The sequence below is a fragment of the Thiocystis violascens DSM 198 genome (assembly GCF_000227745.2).
Classification (GTDB): Bacteria; Pseudomonadota; Gammaproteobacteria; order Chromatiales; family Chromatiaceae; genus Chromatium; species Chromatium violascens.
In genome coordinates this window covers 63,366-81,737 of record NC_018012.1, presented here as the reverse complement: position 1 = coordinate 81,737, position 18,372 = coordinate 63,366, and the positions used below count along the sequence as shown (strand labels likewise).

The following is an 18,372-nucleotide window of genomic DNA, read 5'->3' as shown; positions in this document are numbered from 1 at the left end:
AGGGTCCGCATCCTTTGTGGATTGGATCGACATCGCAGGAATCCAGGCACGTCGGCGCTGACGCAGTTTAAGTTTTTTTAATTTTTATCATTTAAACCGCGTGTGACTGATCGTCGTTGGTGGCTAGCAAAACTTGGGGTCACTTAAAACAATGCCTGTCGCGCTGGACGCGGTTTAACGGGGTTCGGAACATGCAGGAATACATTCTTCTCATGGTCGGCGCGGCGCTGGTCAACAACGTGATCCTGGCCCGTTTCCTGGGTCTCTGCTCCTTTATGGGCGTGACGACCCGGATCGATACCGCCATCGGCATGGGGTTGGCGACGACCTTCGTCATCACCGTCTCCTCGATGGCCAACTGGGGGGTCGAACAGTATCTGCTGGAGCCCTATGGCCTAGGCTATCTGCGTACCGTCACCTTCATCCTGGTGATCGCGAGCGCCGTGCAGTTCACCGAGATGACGGTGCGCAAGGTCTCGCCGCCGTTGTTTCAGATGCTGGGCATCTATCTGCCGCTCATCACCACCAACTGCGCCGTGCTGGGTGTCGCGCTACTACTGGTCGAGGGCAAGATGACGTTTATCGCGGCGACCCTGTTCGCCTTCGCCTCCTCGCTCGGCTACAGCCTGGTCATGGTCATCTTCGCCGGGCTGCGCGAACGCCTAGCCCTGGCCGAGGTGCCGCGTCTGTTCGCCGGTCCACCGATCGGATTCATCGTCGCCAGCCTCCTCGCGCTGGCATTCCTGGGTTTTTCTGGCATTAGCACGACCTGAGGGCTGAAGCAATGTTGACGGCGGTTGGAAGTTTGACGGCGATGGGCGTTGCCCTGGGTGGCATGCTGGGTGTCGCGGCGCGTTTGCTCGCCGTCGAGGAAAACCCGCTGGAGCTTGAGCTTCAGGCGTTGTTGCCGGGCTCGCAGTGCGGGCAATGCGGCTTCGTGGGCTGTGCCCAGGCGGCGGCGGCGCTGGCCAGGGGCGAGGCGGCGGTCACCCTCTGCCCGCCGGGCGGCAAGGCCGTCGCGGAACAATTGGCCAAGCGCTTGGGCGTGACGGTCGATCTGGCCGATCACGCGCCGCGAGTGCCCGTGTATGCGGTCATTGATGAGGAACTCTGTATCGGTTGTACCCGTTGCGTCAAGGAGTGTTCGGTCGACGGCATTATCGGTGCCAGCAAGCTGATGCACACGATCGTCGCCGAGGTCTGTCACGGTTGCTCCAAGTGCGCCCAAGTCTGCCCCACCGATGCGATTCGCATGGTCGAGATCCCGCTCACCCTCGCCGCCTGGCATTGGCCGAAGCCCGCCTCGCCCCATAAGCACTAAGGTTCTTCTCCCCGCACATCTTCTCGGCGGGGGGATTTCGAGCGCCCGCGGCGCGATTTTCACGGTGTCCCTGGAGCCGTCGATCACATGAAGCTTTTCCCGATCCGTGGTGGTATCCATCCCGAATACCGCAAGGAGTTGAGCGGCGAGCGCGCCATCGAGGCGCTGCCGCTGCCGAACCGACTCTACATCCCATTGCAACAGCACATCGGCGCGCCCGCCGAGATCCTGGTGTCCGAAGGCGACCTGGTCAAAAAGGGCCAGGTCATCGCGCGCCGTCAGGGACCAATCTCCGCGCATCATCATGCCTCCACCTCCGGACGCGTGGTCGCGGTGACCGAGATCCCCGCCCCGCATCCGTCGGGCCTGCCCCAGCCGACCATCGTCATCGAGCCCGATGGCCGGGATGAGTGGGCGGCGCTGCCCGAGCCCATCGCCGATCCCTTCGCCGTCGCCCCCGAGGTCATCGAGGAGCGTGTCGCCGAGTCCGGCATCGTTGGCATGGGTGGCGCGACCTTCCCGGCGGCGGTCAAGCTGCACCTGGGCATCCAGTACCGCATCGACACCCTGCTGATCAATGGCGCCGAGTGCGAGCCCTATCTGACCTGCGACGACCGGTTGATGCGCGAGCACGCCGAGGCGATCGTCGATGGTGCCCGCATCATGGCTCACACCTTGGGCGCACCCAGGATCGTCGTCGGCATCGAAGAGAACAAGCCGCAGGCCTTGGCGGCCATCACGGTCGCGGCCAGCGCCTTTCCGAACATCGAGGTCGCCGCCCTGCCCGTGAAGTACCCGATGGGTTCCGAGCGTCATCTGACGCTGGCGATCACCGGACTGGAGACCCCGGCACGCAAACTGACGGCGGATCTGGGCGTCGTGGTGCATAACGTCGCCACCGCGCGTGCCGTCCATCAGGCCGTGCGTCTGGGTCGTCCGCTGATCGCCCGCGTGGTGACAGTGAGCGGCGAGGCGATACGCGAACCCAAGAATATCGAAGCGCCCATCGGCGCGCGGGTGTCCGACCTGATCGATTTCTGCGGCGGCTTCGCGCAGCGCCCGGAACGGATCATTCAGGGCGGCCCGATGATGGGCACGCCGCTGCCCAATCTGGAGGTGCCGGTGGTCAAGGGCACCTCGGGCATCCTGGCGCTCACCGCGACCGAAATCAACGAGCGCCCCGCCGATCCCTGCATCCGCTGCGGCGCCTGCGTCAACATCTGCGCCTGCGGTCTGACGCCGGTCGAACTCGCCGCGCACATCCGCCATGACGATCTGGAGGGCGCGGCGAAGCTCGGACTCTCGGACTGCGTCTCCTGCGGCAGTTGTTCCTGGGTGTGTCCCTCACATATTCCGCTGGTCCATTATTTTAATTACGCCAAGGGCGCCCTGAACGCACAGGATCGCGAGCAGCGCAAAACCGAGCGGACGAAAACGCTGGTCGAGGCCAACGCGGCGCGTCAGGAGCGACTCGCCGCCCAGCGCGCGGCCGCCCGCAAGCCCAAGGCCGCACCCGCCGCCAACGAGGTCCAGCCATGATTGGCGGGGAGACCACGAAAAGCGGGCCATTCGCCCATAGCACGAACACGGTCCAGCAGACCATGTTCACGGTGATTCTGGCCCTGTCGCCCGCCACGCTCTTCAATCTTTATCTGTTCGGCTGGCCGTCGATCCTGCTGTTCGGCGTCACCATCGGCGCCTGCGTGGTGACCGAGGCGATCTGTCTGGCGCTCGCCGGGCGGCCGGTGACGCGCACCCTGACGGACGGCTCGGCTATTCTCACCGGCTGGCTGCTGGCCATGACCCTGCCGCCCTGGGCGCCCTGGTGGATCGGCGTGCTCGGCGCCGTCTTCGCCATCCCGCTGGCCAAGCAGGCGTTCGGCGGATTGGGTCAGAACCTGTTCAACCCCGCGATGGTCGCGCGCGTCGCGCTGCTGGTGTCTTTTCCGGTCGTCATGACCGCCTGGATCGCGCCCCATCCGCTGTTCTCGGCCAGCGCGCCCGGTCTGGCCGATTCCATCGCCATCACCTTTGGCGGACAGGTGCCGGACGGCGTGACCGCCGCCACCGCGCTTGGCTATGTCAAGACTGAACTGTCACGGGGGATTCCGGTCTTCCAGTCGCTCGTCGAGTACGGCCGCGGCACGAATCTGACCTATACCCCGGATCTCATGGATCTGGCGACCGGCTACAAACCGGGCAGTCTGGGCGAGACCTCGGCGATCCTGATCCTCATCGGGGGCTTGTTCCTGATGCGTCGGCGCATCATCACCTGGCATATTCCGGTCACGGTGCTGGGGACACTGTTCCTGATGGGCACCCTGTTCAACCTGCTGGATCCGGGCCGCTTCGCCCCTGGACTTTTCCATGTCATCTCCGGGGCGACCTTCCTCGGTGCCTTCTTCATCGCCACCGACTATGTGACCTCGCCGGTCTCCGAGAAGGGGCAGTTGATCTTCGGCATCGGTGTCGGACTCCTGACCTGGGTCATCCGCACCTTCGCCGGTTATCCGGAGGGGATGGCCTTCGCCGTGCTGCTGATGAACTCGCTCACCCCGATCATCGACCAATACACCCGTCCGCGCCTCTTTGGCCGCACGCGCAAAGGCGAGCCCTTGCCGCTGAAGGGGAAAGCATGAATCCGCTCATGAAACAGGGCACCTTGACCCACGCGGCCATTCTCGGCGTCTTCTGTCTTGGTTTTGGCATCTTCCTCGGGCTCACCGAGCTGGCAACCCGCGACGCCATCGCCGCCCGCGCGATGGAAGACCGGCAGAACTCGCTCGGGCAGGTGATCCCGGCGAGCCTCCACGACAACAACCCGGTCATCGACAACTTGGCCATGCGGGACGCCGAGGGCAACGACATCACCGTCTACCGTGCCCGCAAGGCCGGCCAGGTGACCGGTGTCGCCTATGAAATCCACGGCTCGGGCTACGCCGGCCACATGAAGTTCATGCTCGGTGTGGACGCCGAGGGCCGGGTTCTAGGGGTGCGCGCACTGAGCCACAAGGAGACCCCTGGACTGGGCGACAAGATCGAGATCAAGAAGGGCGACTGGATTCTCCAGTTCGCCGGACTCTCGCTGGGCAATCCGCCCGCCGAGAAATGGAAGGTGAAGAAAGACGGCGGCCAGTTCGACCAGTTCACCGGGGCCACCATCACTCCCCGTGGCACCGTCACCGCGATTCGTCACGGTCTCGAATTCTTCGACGCCCACCGGGCGCAACTGCTGGAGATGAACTGATGGCAGCCAACTATGGCCGGATCGTCCGCGACGGTCTGTGGGACAACAACGGCGTGCTCGCCATGCTGCTCGGCATGTGCCCGACCATGGCCATGACCACCAGCGCCACCAACGGGCTGGGGATGGGGTTGGCCACCGCCGTGGTGATGGCCGCCTCCAACTTCATGGTCGCCGCCTTCCGCAACTACATCACCCGCGAGGTGCGCATTCCGGTCTACATCCTGATCGTGGCGGCCAACGTCACCTTCGTGGATCTGACCATGAATGCCTGGATGCACGAACTCTACAAGGTGCTGGGACTCTTCATCCCGCTGATCGTCTCCAACTGTCTGCCGCTGGCGCGGCTCGAATCCTTCGCCTCGAAGGAGCCGATCCTGCCATCGCTGATGGACGGCATCTTCATGGGGCTGGGGTTCACGCTCGCGCTGACCCTGATCGGCGCGGGGCGCGAAATCCTGGGGTCGGGCACCCTGTTTGCCGATGCCTCGTTGCTGCTGGGTCCAGCCTTCAAATTCATGGAGCTGCGCATCATGCCCGCCGACATGGGCGTGCTGATGATGATCCTGCCTCCGGGTGGATTCCTGGTCACCGGGCTAGTCGTGGTGGGCAAGCGCCTGCTCGACATCCGCGCCGGCAAGGGCATCCAGATGGCCGGCGCCCATAGCGTCTGAGGAGATTCCGAATGAAGGTCAGCATTGTCTATGCCCTGGCCAAGCGCCAGATCTGGTTGAACATCGAGGTTCCCGAGGGCGCCACCCTGCGCGAAGCGGTCGAGCGTTCGGGCCTCCTCGCGCAATGTCCCGAGATCGACCTGGACCAGCAGAAGGTCGGAGTCTTCGGCAAGGTCTCCGCCCTGGAAACCAAGCTGGCGGATGGTGATCGCGTCGAGATTTACCGCCCGCTCATCGCGGACCCCAAGACCCTAAAGGGGCGTGCCAAGGGCGAGGATGCGGCGGCTCCGCCCGCCAAGACTTCTGCACATTGAGGCTGAAATAGAATCCCTGACGCACCGCTGTCCAGTTGCCAAGCCGGTCTTCCGGCCGATCGCTGTTGGGCGGCCAGAGATAGCCATCACGTCCATGCCGGTTTCGTCATATCGACCACCGCCACTCCGGCGATGCACTCGCCGCTCCATAGCAACCGGCTCAGAGGGTGTAGACAAAATCAAACCGTTGTGGTCAACCGCCGCAGCAGGATGCGCGCCTCCGCCAGCCAAACCCAGGTTTCGGAGACCGCTGGCAGACGGTCATGATGCATGATCAATCGACGGGCACGCTCATTCCACGCATGGGTGCGCTCGACAACCCAGCGCTTCGGCAGCGGAACGAAGCCGTCGGCGTTGGCGATCACCACTCGGTCAGGCGCCCCGTCCACGTGCCAGGAGCCAACGCTTTTGTTGGCTGGATGGCGCACGACTTCCACGCGGATCGCGTGGGTCTGCTCGGTGGTTTGGGCAAATTGACCGGCGTAGGCGCTATCGACAAACAGCGTGTTGATCTGGGGGTACTTGGCGGCCGCGTCAGCGACGGCGCCCGAGGCGGCATCGCGGTCCTGAAGATTGGCCGCGACCACGCTCACCGCCAACACGAACCCCAAGGTATCGACCACCAGGCTGCGCTTGCGCCCCTTGACCTGCTTGCCCGCATCAAAGCCGCTCGGTCCACCCTGCGGCGAGCCGCGGGTCGATTGCGCATCCAGCACCGCCGCCGTCGGCGCGATCTCACGCCCCTCGCGTTCGCGCCATTGCCCCCGCAGTCGATCATGCATCTGCTCAAACTTCCCAGCCGCACTCCAACGGCGAAACGTCTTGTAGACATTCTGCCAAGGCGCGAAATCGTGCGGCAGCATCCGCCACGCGCACCCCGTGCGCACCACGTAGCAACACGCCTCCAGGATGCTCCGGCGCGACACGCGGGGCGGTTGACCCCGCCCGCCCGGCATCTCAAAGAGAGCGGCGACCAAGTCCCACTCCGCATCGGTCAGACAACTTGGGTAGCTTTGGTCGGGGTCGTGGCGACGATGCGCATCCGTATACCCATACCGACGCGGCGTTGCGCGCGCTTGCGCCTCGAGACCACTCTCGCCCCGGAGGCGCGTGACGCCCGCCTCCCGCAAGGACTTGCGAATCGTTGCTTCATGAGCCTCGATTCCCGTCCGTGCCGCGAGTTCCCGGGCAATCTCTGACAGCGTGGAGGTCGGGCGATCCGTGACAATTTGACGCAATACCGCTTGCTCCGCCTCGTGAATCTTGGGGGGACAACCAGCTTTCGACATCAGCGCACACCAGCTCAGTTGTAGACTGGTATACAAATAGCAGCTCAATTATTTTTGTCTACACCCTCTCAGTCCACCGGCAGATACCCGAAAAAGGCTTGTTGTGCGTTCCGCCGGTGTGCGGTGTCGTATCCCTTGAACTGGCTGCTCTTTGCAGGATGATTGTTGGAATTGTCGCAGTCTAAGATGTCGGACGTGATTTGGATTCAACCGCCGCCGATCCCGCCACCACGATGCGGTTGCGTCCCTGGCGCTTCGCCGTATAGAGCGCCTCGTCCGCCGCCTTGATGCATTGTCCCAGCGTCTGTCCCGGACCGTAAGCGGCGAGACCCAGGCTGATGGTGAGTCGCAACCCGGTCGGGCCAATGTCCAGCGCGGTTGCCGCGATGGTCTCGCGGACCTTTTCAGCGACCCGTGCCCCGCCATCCAGATCGGTCTCCGGCAGCAGGATCAGGAATTCCTCCCCGCCCCAGCGCGCCACCAGATCCTGGGCACGAAGGCTCTGGGTCAGGCAGGCGGCGGTCTGGACCAGGGCCTGGTCACCGGCGTCGTGTCCGTGGGCGTCATTGACCGCTTTGAAGTGGTCCAGGTCACCCATCCCCAAAACGAATGGAGTCTGGCTTCGCTCGAAGCGGGTCGCCTGGTATTCCAGATGTTCCAGCATGGCCCGGCGGTTCATGAGTCCGGTCAGCGGATCGGAGCGGGCGCTGTGCGCGAGGAGTTCCTCCGCGCGGGCGCGCTCGGCCACCTCGCGCAGCAGCCGCGCGTTGAGGTCGACCAGCTCGCGGGTGCGCTCGCCGATGCGCTGCTCCAGGTGATCACGGGCCTGTTGCAGGGCGGCGCGGGCGCCGTCGGCATGGGCGCGGCTTTCGGCCAAGCGCATGAACATGGCATTGAAGGCGTCCACCAACTGCTCCAATTCGTCGCCGTTGCGCAGTTCCACGAAGCGATCCAGTTCGCCCGTGGCGATGCGGCGGCAGCGCGCGATCAGCATGCGCACGGGTCTGAGCATCTGAGCCGACAGGGCATGGCTGAAGGCGAAGGCCAGGAGGATCGACAGCACCAGGGAGAGGCCCCCGGCGATGCGGATGTCCTGCAGCTTGCGCGCGAATTCCTCCGCGCGCAGATCGAGTCCGACCAGATATTCGCCATTGCCATTGCGCAGCGGGGCATAGCCGGACATGAAGCTCCCCCAATCGTCCGTGTAGAGCCGGTCGTCCACGGAAGGATGCTGGAAGCCCCGCAGAAGCGAGGGGGTATGACTGGCGTAGATCTGACCGGGGGTGGCCTGGCGCTCGCTCGGGTCCGAGTCGAGCACGAAGGTGACCTGGCTCCCGTCATGACGCATGACATAGAGGAAGGCGATATCCGGGTTGGTCCGCTCCAGTGTGCGGAGCAGGGCCAGATGGCGTTGGTATTCGGGGCGCTCGCGGTCGGCCGGTGCGCGGATCCGATCCAGTTCGCGCGCCTCCAGGATCTGGCCAACCAGCGCCGCGGTGTTCTCAAGACGGAGCTGGATGCTGGTGGTCAGGCTGGAGACGGCGCTAAGATAGAAATAACTGCCGATACTCCCGGAGACCAGCAGCACCGCGAAAAAGTGGCTCAGAAAGAACTTGCGGCGGATGGTCAGGTGCATGGTCGTGACGATCTACAGAGTGCAAATGCTGGGATAATGCAGCGAAAGCAAGAGGGTTTTCAAATTGCGCACTCAACACCAAGGTCTAGTTTCATTGCTTCTGCGGTTGCACGGGTGGCGCCTGTGGATATCTGTGTCGTTAGGCACAGTCGTGAGTGCGATCTTAATCGTGTCGGTGATGAGCCTGTTCTTAAAAGGCGAAGTGACCTGGGATTATGTTCTTACCGGTTTCGTCACCGCCTGTATCGTTGCTCCGCCGAGCCTTGGTTTGCTGAGTTACCTGCTGGGTGAGCTGGCACGCGTTGAGTCGAGTGCAGCGCTGCAGGAATCCCGCAATCTACTGCAATCCATCATCGATAACGCCCCGATCCGCGTGTTCTGGAAGGATCGCGCGTGTCGCTATCTCGGCTGCAACCCGGTCTTCGCGCACGACGCCGGACAGCAGACGCCGGCCGATCTCCTCGGTCGGGATGACTTTGCCATGGGCTGGGCCGAGCAGGCCGAGTTCTACCGCGCCGACGATCAGCAGGTGATGGAGTCGGGACAGGCGCGCATGAACTACGAGGAGCCCCAGACCACGCCGGACGGCCGAACCATCTGGTTACGCACGTCAAAGGTGCCATTGCGGGATGCATCTGGACAGGTGATTGGGGTGCTCGGCATCTACGACGACATCACAGAGCGCAAAAACGCCGAGCTGGCGCTGCAGCAACGCGACCGGTATCAGCGCGCCCTACTCGACAACTTCCCCTTCGCGGTTTGGCTCAAGGACACCGAAAGCCGCTTCCTCGCCGTGAATAGCCAGTTCGTGACGCTGTTTGGGGCGCGCAGCGCCAACGATCTCGTCGGCAAGAATGACTACGATATCGCCCCGGTCGAACTGGCCGAAGGATACCGGGCCGACGACAGAACGGTGCTCGCCTCGGGGCAGGCGAAACATGTCGAAGAAGAGATCATTGACGGCAACGGTGTGCGCAAGTGGTTCGAAACCTACAAGTCGCCGGTGGAACTCGACGGCAAGTTGCTGGGCACGGTTGGCTTCGCCCGCGACATCACGGAGCGCAAGCAGATCGAGCAGGAACTCAAGCGTCACCGCGACCATCTCGAAGAGGAGGTGCTGGAGCGCACCGTGGAATTGACCGAAGCCAAAGTTGCCGCCGAAGCCGCCAACCGCGCCAAGAGCGTCTTCCTCGCCAACATGAGCCACGAACTCAGGACGCCGATGAACGGCGTGATGGGCATGATTGAACTCGCCAAGCGGCGCATGATCGACCCCAATGGACGAGATCTGCTCGCCAAGGCCAAGCACTCCGCCGAGCGCCTGCTCGGCGTGCTCAACGACATTCTGGACATCTCCAAAATCGAAGCCGAGCGCATGGTATTGGAGACCGTTCCCCTGCAAATTTCCGCTGTCGTCGATCATCTCACCAGCACACTTGGCCACAAAGCCACAGCGAAAGGCCTGCGCTTGGCAACAGACCTCCCGGCCGATCTCATGCGTCAGCCTCTCAAGGGCGATCCACTGCGACTAGGCCAGATTCTCTTTAATCTTGTTGGCAACGCAATCAAGTTCACCCAGCAGGGCGAGGTGATTTTACGCGCCCGGTCGGTCGGGGAAACGTCCGAAGCGCTGCAGGTACGCTTCGAGGTGAGCGACACCGGCATCTGCATCAGTGCCGAAGCGCAGTCACGGCTGTTCCAATCCTTCGAGCAGGCCGACAACAGCATGACCCGCAAGTACGGAGGCACCGGACTCGGGCTGGCGATCAGCAAGCGGCTTGTGGAGTTGATGGGCGGCGAAATTGGCGTGGTTAGCACCCCGGGCCAGGGCAGCACCTTCTGGTTTGTCGTCCCCCTCGGGAAACGGGCGCAGACCATCGCCGCGCCAGCGCCGACTTCTGCAACCCTCAAGGCGGAGCAGCGCCTGCAAACCGAATATGCCGGCGCCCGCGTGCTGTTCGCCGAGGACGAGCCGATCAGCCAGGAAGTCTTGCGTGGTTTGCTGGAGGATGTGAATCTGGTTGTGGATATCGCCGAGGATGGCCAACAGGCCCTCGCACTGGCACGCCAAAACCGCTACGTCCTGATCCTCATGGATATGCAGATGCCAGTTCTCAACGGCGTGGAGGCGGCGCAAGCGATCCGTGCCGAATCTCTGAACAAGATCACCCCCACCCTCGCCATGACCGCTAACGCCTTCGACGAGGACCGTGAGGTCTGCCTCGCCGCCGGCATGAATGAGCACATCGCCAAGCCGGTGGATCCGGACAAATTGTATGAAACCCTAATTGAGTGGTTGGATAATCGCGGCGACTGATCGGCTGCTTGACGCGTTATGTAAACCTTTACATAGACGAGCAAATTGCGAACCGAACTTTGGCAATTTTCTCTATCAAATCGATAACGGCCGCGTCGTGCTGCTGGATTTCGGCTCCACCCACCCGGTCCCGCCCGCCATCCTTTCCGGCTATCGCAATCTGATCCGGGCCGCGATGGCGGACGACCGCGCGGCCATTTACCAGAGTGACTAATGGCTGAAATTCGTAAAGCTGATCCTGTGGCCCAACGGCGCGTTTTGCTGGTTGTCATTGTCGGAGCAATTGCCGGCACACTGTCGATCACGGCATTCGAGCACGATGGTACGTTCGTTAAAGAGTGGCTCCTGTCCGCGCCTGAACAACTGGTAGACCGTGTCAAGCTCGTCTTTTTCTCACTCGGGGCGGCCCTTTCCCTGCCGCTCATCGGCGGTGCCGCACTCTTCTGGTCGATTGGCGTCAAAGTCTTGAATGCGCGAGAGTTTCCGCCGCCAGGTATGCGAGTGATCCGTGACACCCCCGTCAGTACCGGAATCGCCGCAATTTGGCGAGGCCGTGCGCTGAAAGTCTTCGCCCTTTGCTTGGCTGTTGCTGCTGCGTGGTCATGGGTAGTGATCGCGCAGTTGGGGAGTGTCGTTAGCGCGCGCGTCCCCTAGCCCACGGACAAGAGACGCAACGCCAGCAAGGTTTGCCGCCAATCTTCGTGCCACTCAACTCTGCGAGCGCCGGAAGCGCGAGCCTACACGGACATATGCCGTTGCGGTCGGAGCAGTGATTTTGACGAACAGTGCGAAGCAGCATGGCGCCACTCCAGCGTTGCGTTGAGAACGGCGATCTCCGCCTCACGCAGAGCGCGTAAACCATCAAGCTACAACCAGGCGCACGGAAAATCCTGGCCACCTGACTGTTAAGTCGTTCACAGTTCGACCCTTCGACGGGCTCGGGACTCACCACGAACGGCTTAACTTCATTCCAGCGGGACGGAGCCCACGATCAACCGGCCTTGGTGACCAGCACCGCGCAGGGAGTCGCGTTCAGGATGCGCTCGGAGGTACTGCCGAGCAGTGCGCGTTCCAACCCCGTGCGGCCATGGCTGCCGGTGACGATGAGATCGACCTCCCGCTCGCGCGCCAATTCGACCACGCGCTCCGACGGCTCCCCTTGCAGCACTTGCCCGTCGGCGGCAATGCCCTCGCCGCGCAGATGGGCCAGGACACGCTCGACGACCTGCTCGGCGAGCGCGCGCCGCTCCGGGCCATGGCTCTCGGTCGTGACCGAGACCACGGTCATCGGCGCGCGACAGGCACGGGCGAGACTGCCGGCGGTGATCGCCGCCGCCTCCGCGAACCGCGAGCCGTCGGTGGCGAGCAGGAGACGACGTGCGTCGATATGCGCCGCGCGCGGCACCACCAGAACACTGCAATGGGCCAACCCGATGACCTGCGCCGTGGCATGTCCGAGCATCATGCGCGCCAGGCCGCGCCGTCCGCGCCGGCCCATGACGATCAGGTCGACGTTCAACTGCTCGGCCAGATCGCAGATCTCCTGGTGCACGTTGCTGCCCTGGATCAGGTGAGTCTCGCAGCGCACCCCGGCCGCCACCGCCTGTCCCCGAATCTCGTCCAGGTGTGCCTGAGCGGTTGCCATTTCCTGCTTGAGGATGGAGGTACCCATCGCTTCGTACTCGACACCGGTCGCGATCAGCGACATCAGATGCAGCTCGGCACCGCACCGGCGGGCCAGACCGATTGCCTCGCGTACCGCGGCGGCGCTGAAATCGGAGCCGTCGCTGGCGACCAGGAAGCGCTCGAAGCGCCCGAGCGGCGAGAGTTGCGGTCCGCCGGCCACGGCGGCCACCGGGGCAACCTGCGGCGCTGGCGCCAGAAGGGTGGCGGCACGATGCTCACGCATCCCCTGATAAAGCGCCTGGAGGATCATGACGCCCCCGAACAGCAGCGCGAAGACCAATGCCGCCTCGCCGATGCCGTCGAGCCAGCCGATGGTCGCGGGATCGAGGGCGGGGATCGATCCCAATTCGGAGAGATAGCCGGGGATGTAGAAAAAGCGGCTGACCAGCACCAGCAGCATGATCGCGGCCATCACGAACTTGACGACATGGTCCTTGACATAGGTGGTGCCGATGGCCCCGATCTGGATGCCGAACAGCGAGCCGGCCAGGATGATCATCGAGAGCCGGATGTCCACGTAGCCTTCCAGCGCGTAAAAGAGGCTCCCGCCCAGACCCATCACGAAGGCCACGACCAGTTCGGTCGCGCTCGCCATGATGGCCGGCAGCCCGAGGATGTACATCATGGCCGGCACGCCGATGAAGCCGCCGACCGCGATGGTCGCCGCCAGGAGTCCGGTGGCGAAGCCGAGCGGGGCGATGACGAGAAAAGACACCCGCGCGTCGACGCTTTTCAGATGCACCATGGTGCCGGGGATGACGATCCGACGCACCCGCTGGACCAGCTTGCTCGGTCCCTCCGCCTGACTGCCGATGCGCTCGCCGCGCCGTTCCCGTATCGCATCGCGCAGGACCATGCCGCCGACGATCGCGAGCACCACCACGAAGACGAACGAGACATAGAGGTTAGTCCCGGCGGCGCCGAAGCTCTCCTTGATCCCGACCATGATGTGCTTGCCGAACAGCACGCCGAATTCGGCGAAGAGCCCCATGACAAGCCCGAGCTTGATGTCGACCTGGCCGTATTTGTTACGCTTATGGGCGCCGACCAGGGCTTTGGGAAACTTGTGGGCCATGTTGCTGGCCACGGCGACCACGCCCGGCACGCCCATGCTCATCATCGCCGGGGTCAGTACGAAGGCGCCACCGGAGCCGATAAAACCGCTGACCATGCCGCCGACGAACCCGACCACAAACAGGATCAGGACCGAAACCAGGTTGAGGTCGATGAACTGGATATTTTCCACGCTGGCGATCCCCCGTTATTTCTTGGCGCGCAGGCCGAGCAGATCCCAAAAATGCCCGGTGAAAGCGCCGTGTACGAAGGAGAAGACCATGGCGACGGCGAGCGGGATCAGGGCGTAAAGCTTTTCGCCGTCGCGCGTGGCGGTGGCGATCTCGTTCAACCGGTCGGCGAACAGGAACAGCAGCAAATACAGAAGCGCGCTTGCCGCTCCAAGGGTCAGCGTGATGGCGAGTGCCCGCGACGAACGTCCGGGGGCTGAACTGGGTGAACTCATCGCGAGCGTCTCCTCATCAATTGGGTGTTGGCAAATGAGCGCGTGCCGTAGGATTATGCACACATTGTCTGGCAGGTGCCTGTCGATGGCTCCAAAACCTGTTCGAGTGACGCGCGCGAACACTTGTATTCGTTCTCTCTCATGAGGTTCCTTACCATGGGTTTTTCCGGCATCGGTTTCTGGGAATTGCTATTGATTCTGGTCGTGGTACTGCTCCTGTTCGGGTCCAAACGGTTGCCGGGCATCGCCTCGGATCTGGGATCGGCCATCCGGGATTTCCGGCGATCCGTCTCTAGTGGCGGGCCTGCGGGAGCGGATGAGGCCCCCTCGGGGAGAGACCAACCCCAGGATTTTCATACGCAGTCTGACCGCCCGACGTGAACACGGCGAAACAGACTCAGGCGATGAAGATTCTCCGTACAGTCATGAAAAGTCTCCGCCGATGCGAATCCTGGATTCTGCCTGCAATCACCGTATTCGCCCTTCTGCTCACCGGCTGCGGCGAGCGCACGGCGCCTTTGATCGAGATCGAAGGCCCCACGATGGGCACCTATTACTCGGTCAAGGTCGCCCGCCCACCCGCTGGCATGAACGCCGAGACGCTGAAGCGCCAGGTCGAATCGGCGCTCAATGAGGTGATCGCCGAACTCTCGACCTATGATCCGACCTCCGAGTTATCCCGCCTCAACCGCAATCCCAGCACCGATTGGATTCCTCTCTCGCCCAACCTCCACGCGGTGATCGCCGAAGGCCAGCGCATCGCCGCCCTGACCGATGGCGCGTTCGACATCACGATCGGGCCGCTGGTCAATCTCTGGGGCTTCGGTCCCGAGGCACGCCCGGAGGCGCTGCCGACCGAGGCGGAGATCCAGGCCGCCCAAGCGCGCGTCGGCTGGCGCAAGCTGGAACTGCGCGTAGCGCCGCCAGCCGTTCGCAAGGCACGGGGCGATCTCTACATCGATCTCTCGGCGCTCGGCGAAGGGGTCGGCGCCGACCGGGTATCGGCCGGGCTGGAGGCGTCTGGCGTAGACCATTATATGATCGCGGTGGCTGGCACCATTCGCGCCAAGGGACGCAATGCCAAGAACCAGCCCTGGGCCATTGCGATCGAGGAACCGCTACCAGACCAACGCACCGTCCATCGCATCGTCCCCGTCTCCGACCGCGCCATCTCGACCTCGGGCGACTATCGCAACTTCTTCGTGAAGGACGGCAAACGCTATTCTCACGAGATCGATCCCAGTACCGGTGCGCCGATCGAACGCAACCTGGGTTCGGCCACGGTGATCGGTGACCGTGCGATGGTCGTCGACGGGCTGGCGACCGCGTTCATGGTCCTCGGAGAGACGCGGGGACCGGCGCTCGCGGCATCCCAAGGGCTGGCGGCCTACTTCATCGTTCGCGATGGGGACGTGCCGCGCGGCTTCGGCAGCCCGGCCTTCGAGGACGATCTGGCACGGAGCCATCAACCGTGAAGATCATCATCCTGGGCGCCGGCCAGGTCGGGGCGTCCGTGGCCGAAAGCCTGGTGTCCGAAGCCAACGAAATCACCGTCATCGACACCGACATCCGGCGTCTGCGCCAATTGCAGGAACTCCTGGATCTGCGAACCGTGGTCGGGAACGCGGCGCTGCCCTCCGTGCTGCGCCAGGCCGGGGCCGAGGATACCGACCTGCTGATCGCCGTGACGCAGAGCGATCAGACCAATCTCTGCGCCTGCCGCACCGCCGACACCCTCTTCAAGATCCCGACCAAGATCGCGCGGCTGCGCTCGGCCGACTACAGCGAACACCCCGAACTGCTGGATAGCAAGAATTTCGCGGTGGACTTCAGCATCTGCCCGGAGCAGATCGTCACCGACTATCTGCTGAAACTCATCGAGTTTCCCGAGGCGCTGCAGGTGCTGAAATTCGCCGACGGCCTGGTCAGTCTGGTCGCGACGCGCGCCGTGGCGGGCGGTCCGCTGGTCGGACACCCGGTCTCCGACCTGCGCAGGCACATGCCAAAGATCGACGCCCGCATCGCCGCCATCTATCGTCGGGATCAACCGCTCGCGCCCGAGGGCGACACCCTGATCGAGACGGGCGACGAGGTCTTTTATCTCGCGGCCACCCAGAACATCCGTCAGGTCATGAGCGAGTTGCGCCGCTGCGACCAGCCGACGCGACGGATCATGATCGCGGGCGGCGGCAACATCGGCTCCCGTCTGGCGGGCGTCGCGCAGGAGCGCTATCAGGTCAAGGTGATCGAGGCCGATGAGGCGCGCGCCCGGGAACTCGGCGCCACCCTGACGAATACGCTGGTTTTGCACGGGGATACCACCGACGAGACCCTGCTCGCCGCCGAGAACATCGACGACATGGACGTTTTCCTGGCCCTGACCAACGACGACGAGAACAACATCCTGGCGTCCCTGCTGGCCAAGAGTCTCGGCGCGCGCCGCGTACTGGCCCTGATCAATCGGCGCGCCTACGCGAATCTGCTCCAGGCCGATCGCATCGACATCGCCATCTCGCCGGCCCAGATCTCCATCGGCTCGCTGCTCGCGCATGTGCGCCGCGGCGACGTGGCGGCGGTGCACAGTCTGCGCCGCGGGGCGGCGGAGGCGCTGGAATTCGTGGTCCATGGCGACCCCACCACCTCCAAGGTCATCGGTCGGCGGATCGATGAGCTGGACCTTCCCCAGGGCGCCAGCATCGGCGCCATCGTGCGCGGGATCAGCCGCGATAGCCCAGGTGCCAGCCTGCGCCTCGGTCAGGTGCTGATCGCCCATGGCGATACCCTCATCGAGCCCGAGGATCATGTCATCCTCTTTCTGGCGAGCAAGGATCTGGTGCCCAAGGTCGAACGCTATTTCCAGGTCGGCCTGACCTTTTTCTGATGCGCGCGCTGCTCTCGGTCCTAAATGTCCTCGGGCACCTGTTGATGGTGTTCAGCGTGACCTATCTGCTGCCGATCGTCTGCGCCATCCTCTATCGCGATGGCACCCTGCTCACCTTCGTCATCAGTCTGGCCGCTTGCGTGGCGGTGGGCGGCGCGCTCACGCTGGCGACCCGGCGTTACCGGAGGGAGCTGAAGGCGCGCGATGGCTTCATCCTGGTCACCCTGTCCTGGACCCTGATCTCGGCCATCGCCACCGTGCCGCTGATGCTGCACGAGCAACTCTCCTTCACCGACGCCTTCTTCGAGACGATGTCCGGCCTGACCACCACGGGCGCGACCGTCATGGTCGGGCTCGATACCGTCGCCCCCTCCATCAACCTCTGGCGGCATGCGATCAATTGGCTGGGCGGCATGGGCATCATCGTGCTGGCGGTCGCCATCCTGCCGATGCTCGGCGTCGGTGGCATGCAGTTGTTTCGTGCCGAGGTGCCCGGCCCCATCAAGGACGCCAAGCTCACCGCCCGCATCGCCGACACCGCGGCCGTGCTGTGGGTCATTTACCTGGTGCTCACCCTGGCCTGTATCCTCGGCTTGTGGCTGGTCGGCATGAGTTGGTTCGATGCCATCTGTCACGCCTTCGCAGCCCTCAGTCTGGGCGGCTTCTCGACCCGCGACGCCAGCGTCGGCGCCTTCGATTCGCCCGCCATCGAGGCGGTGCTGATCGGCTTCATGGTCCTGGCCGCGCTGAATTTCGCCACCCACTTCACCGTCTGGCGCGAGCGCAGTCCACGGGCTTACTGGCGCGACGCCGAGGCACGCGGGGTGGTGATCGTGCTCCTGGCGAGCAGTCTGGGCTGCGCCTTCTATCTCTGGTGGGGCGAGGTCTATCAGGATTTCCTGACGGCGCTGCGTCATGTCAGCTTCAATCTGGTCTCGATCGCGACCGACTGCGGCTTCGTCAGCACGGACTATGCCCTGTGGCCGACCTTCGTCCCCTTCTGGATGCTCTTTCTCTCCGCGATCACCGCCAGCTCCGGCTCGACCGGTGGCGGCATCAAGATGATCCGCACCCTGATCCTGGTCCGCCAAAGCTCTCGCGAACTGACCCGGCTGCTGCATCCAGCGCTCGCGGCTCCGGTCACGGTGGGCGGGATGGCCGTTCCCAACCGCGTGGTCGTGGCCATCCTGGGGTTCATCTTTCTCTATTTCATGAGCATCGTGGCCATGACCTTCCTGCTCATCTTCGGCGGGCTGGATTTTATCTCGGCCTTCACTGCGGTCATTGCCTGCATCAACAACGCCGGGCCGGGCCTGGGCGTGGTCGGACCGGCGACGAATTACGGCGGACTCACCGATTTCGAAACCTGGGTCTTGAGCGTGACCATGCTGCTCGGGCGACTGGAAGTGTTCTCGCTGCTGATCCTCTTTACGCCACAGTTCTGGCGGAAATAGGCGCGGACTTGATGGGTGCGGGCAAATCCGTGCCCAC

The 18,372-nt window shown here is 63.7% G+C and carries 18 protein-coding genes; 14 read left to right on the top strand and 4 right to left on the bottom strand.

Annotation, left to right across the window (positions count from 1 at the left end; translation table 11 throughout):
- Positions 1 to 191 precede the first annotated feature (191 nt).
- From rsxA to THIVI_RS00345, 7 genes are all read left to right on the top strand, one after another.
- On the top strand, positions 192 to 773 hold the full coding sequence (rsxA, locus tag THIVI_RS00375; RefSeq protein WP_014776670.1) for an electron transport complex subunit RsxA: 582 nt from the start codon (positions 192 to 194) through the stop codon (positions 771 to 773).
- Positions 774 to 784: 11 nt separating this feature from the next.
- Complete coding sequence (locus THIVI_RS00370; RefSeq protein WP_014776669.1) at positions 785 to 1,321, top strand: RnfABCDGE type electron transport complex subunit B; 537 nt, start codon at positions 785 to 787, stop codon at positions 1,319 to 1,321.
- Positions 1,322 to 1,408: 87 nt separating this feature from the next.
- Positions 1,409 to 2,860: an electron transport complex subunit RsxC gene (gene rsxC / locus THIVI_RS00365; RefSeq protein WP_014776668.1), complete on the top strand. Its 1,452-nt coding sequence runs from the start codon at positions 1,409 to 1,411 to the stop codon at positions 2,858 to 2,860.
- Positions 2,857 to 3,960, top strand: a complete 1,104-nt coding sequence (locus tag THIVI_RS00360) for an RnfABCDGE type electron transport complex subunit D (protein WP_014776667.1) — start codon at positions 2,857 to 2,859, stop codon at positions 3,958 to 3,960. Before rsxC ends, THIVI_RS00360 begins: the two co-directional genes overlap by 4 nt.
- Positions 3,957 to 4,568, top strand: coding sequence for an electron transport complex subunit RsxG (gene rsxG / locus THIVI_RS00355; RefSeq protein ID WP_014776666.1), 612 nt, complete (start codon positions 3,957 to 3,959; stop codon positions 4,566 to 4,568). Before THIVI_RS00360 ends, rsxG begins: the two co-directional genes overlap by 4 nt.
- Entirely contained in the window at positions 4,568 to 5,239 is a 672-nt protein-coding gene (locus THIVI_RS00350; RefSeq protein ID WP_014776665.1) for an electron transport complex subunit E, read from the top strand. Before rsxG ends, THIVI_RS00350 begins: the two co-directional genes overlap by 1 nt.
- An 11-nt stretch (positions 5,240 to 5,250) precedes the next feature.
- Positions 5,251 to 5,553 carry an RnfH family protein gene (locus tag THIVI_RS00345; RefSeq protein ID WP_014776664.1) on the top strand — a complete coding sequence of 101 codons (303 nt, stop codon included), beginning with the start codon at positions 5,251 to 5,253 and terminating at the stop codon, positions 5,551 to 5,553.
- A 179-nt stretch (positions 5,554 to 5,732) separates the two neighbouring features.
- Here the strand turns inward: THIVI_RS00345 and THIVI_RS00340 are convergent, their stop codons facing one another.
- Positions 5,733 to 6,842 (bottom strand): IS5 family transposase, encoded by a 1,110-nt coding sequence (locus tag THIVI_RS00340; RefSeq protein ID WP_052315090.1) that lies wholly within the window; start codon positions 6,840 to 6,842, stop codon positions 5,733 to 5,735.
- A 181-nt stretch (positions 6,843 to 7,023) separates the two neighbouring features.
- Positions 7,024 to 8,478: a diguanylate cyclase gene (locus THIVI_RS22395; RefSeq protein ID WP_014776662.1), complete on the bottom strand. Its 1,455-nt coding sequence runs from the start codon at positions 8,476 to 8,478 to the stop codon at positions 7,024 to 7,026.
- 178 nt (positions 8,479 to 8,656) lie between these two features.
- Between THIVI_RS22395 and THIVI_RS22390 the strand changes: the two genes are divergently transcribed.
- Genes THIVI_RS22390 through THIVI_RS00325 form a run of 3 tightly spaced genes read left to right on the top strand, consistent with a single transcriptional unit; the run spans position 8,657 to position 11,449 of the window.
- Positions 8,657 to 10,795, top strand: a complete 2,139-nt coding sequence (locus tag THIVI_RS22390; protein WP_052314918.1) for a PAS domain-containing hybrid sensor histidine kinase/response regulator — start codon at positions 8,657 to 8,659, stop codon at positions 10,793 to 10,795.
- Positions 10,767 to 11,009, top strand: coding sequence for an AarF/UbiB family protein (locus tag THIVI_RS25955; protein WP_281054905.1), 243 nt, complete (start codon positions 10,767 to 10,769; stop codon positions 11,007 to 11,009). The genes THIVI_RS22390 and THIVI_RS25955 overlap by 29 nt, the downstream gene beginning before the upstream one ends.
- Positions 11,009 to 11,449, top strand: a complete 441-nt coding sequence (locus THIVI_RS00325) for a hypothetical protein (RefSeq protein ID WP_014776660.1) — start codon at positions 11,009 to 11,011, stop codon at positions 11,447 to 11,449. Before THIVI_RS25955 ends, THIVI_RS00325 begins: the two co-directional genes overlap by 1 nt.
- A gap of 337 nt (positions 11,450 to 11,786) precedes the next feature.
- Here the strand turns inward: THIVI_RS00325 and THIVI_RS00320 are convergent, their stop codons facing one another.
- On the bottom strand, positions 11,787 to 13,727 hold the full coding sequence (locus THIVI_RS00320) for a TSUP family transporter (RefSeq protein WP_014776659.1): 1,941 nt from the start codon (positions 13,725 to 13,727) through the stop codon (positions 11,787 to 11,789).
- A 15-nt stretch (positions 13,728 to 13,742) separates the two neighbouring features.
- Positions 13,743 to 14,000: a hypothetical protein gene (locus THIVI_RS00315; RefSeq protein ID WP_014776658.1), complete on the bottom strand. Its 258-nt coding sequence runs from the start codon at positions 13,998 to 14,000 to the stop codon at positions 13,743 to 13,745.
- Positions 14,001 to 14,141: 141 nt separating this feature from the next.
- Here THIVI_RS00315 and tatA point away from each other — a divergent pair, with 141 nt between their 5' ends.
- Genes tatA through THIVI_RS00295 form a run of 4 tightly spaced genes read left to right on the top strand, consistent with a single transcriptional unit; the run spans position 14,142 to position 18,335 of the window.
- Complete coding sequence (tatA, locus tag THIVI_RS00310; RefSeq protein ID WP_342610377.1) at positions 14,142 to 14,381, top strand: twin-arginine translocase TatA/TatE family subunit; 240 nt, start codon at positions 14,142 to 14,144, stop codon at positions 14,379 to 14,381.
- A 44-nt stretch (positions 14,382 to 14,425) separates the two neighbouring features.
- Positions 14,426 to 15,475, top strand: coding sequence for an FAD:protein FMN transferase (locus THIVI_RS00305; protein WP_052314917.1), 1,050 nt, complete (start codon positions 14,426 to 14,428; stop codon positions 15,473 to 15,475).
- The gene (gene trkA, locus THIVI_RS00300) at positions 15,472 to 16,881 is read left to right on the top strand and encodes a Trk system potassium transporter TrkA (protein ID WP_014776655.1); all 1,410 of its coding nucleotides are present in this window, start codon (positions 15,472 to 15,474) and stop codon (positions 16,879 to 16,881) included. The genes THIVI_RS00305 and trkA overlap by 4 nt, the downstream gene beginning before the upstream one ends.
- Positions 16,881 to 18,335 carry a TrkH family potassium uptake protein gene (locus THIVI_RS00295; protein WP_014776654.1) on the top strand — a complete coding sequence of 485 codons (1,455 nt, stop codon included), beginning with the start codon at positions 16,881 to 16,883 and terminating at the stop codon, positions 18,333 to 18,335. Before trkA ends, THIVI_RS00295 begins: the two co-directional genes overlap by 1 nt.
- The last annotated feature ends 37 nt before the right edge of the window (positions 18,336 to 18,372 follow it).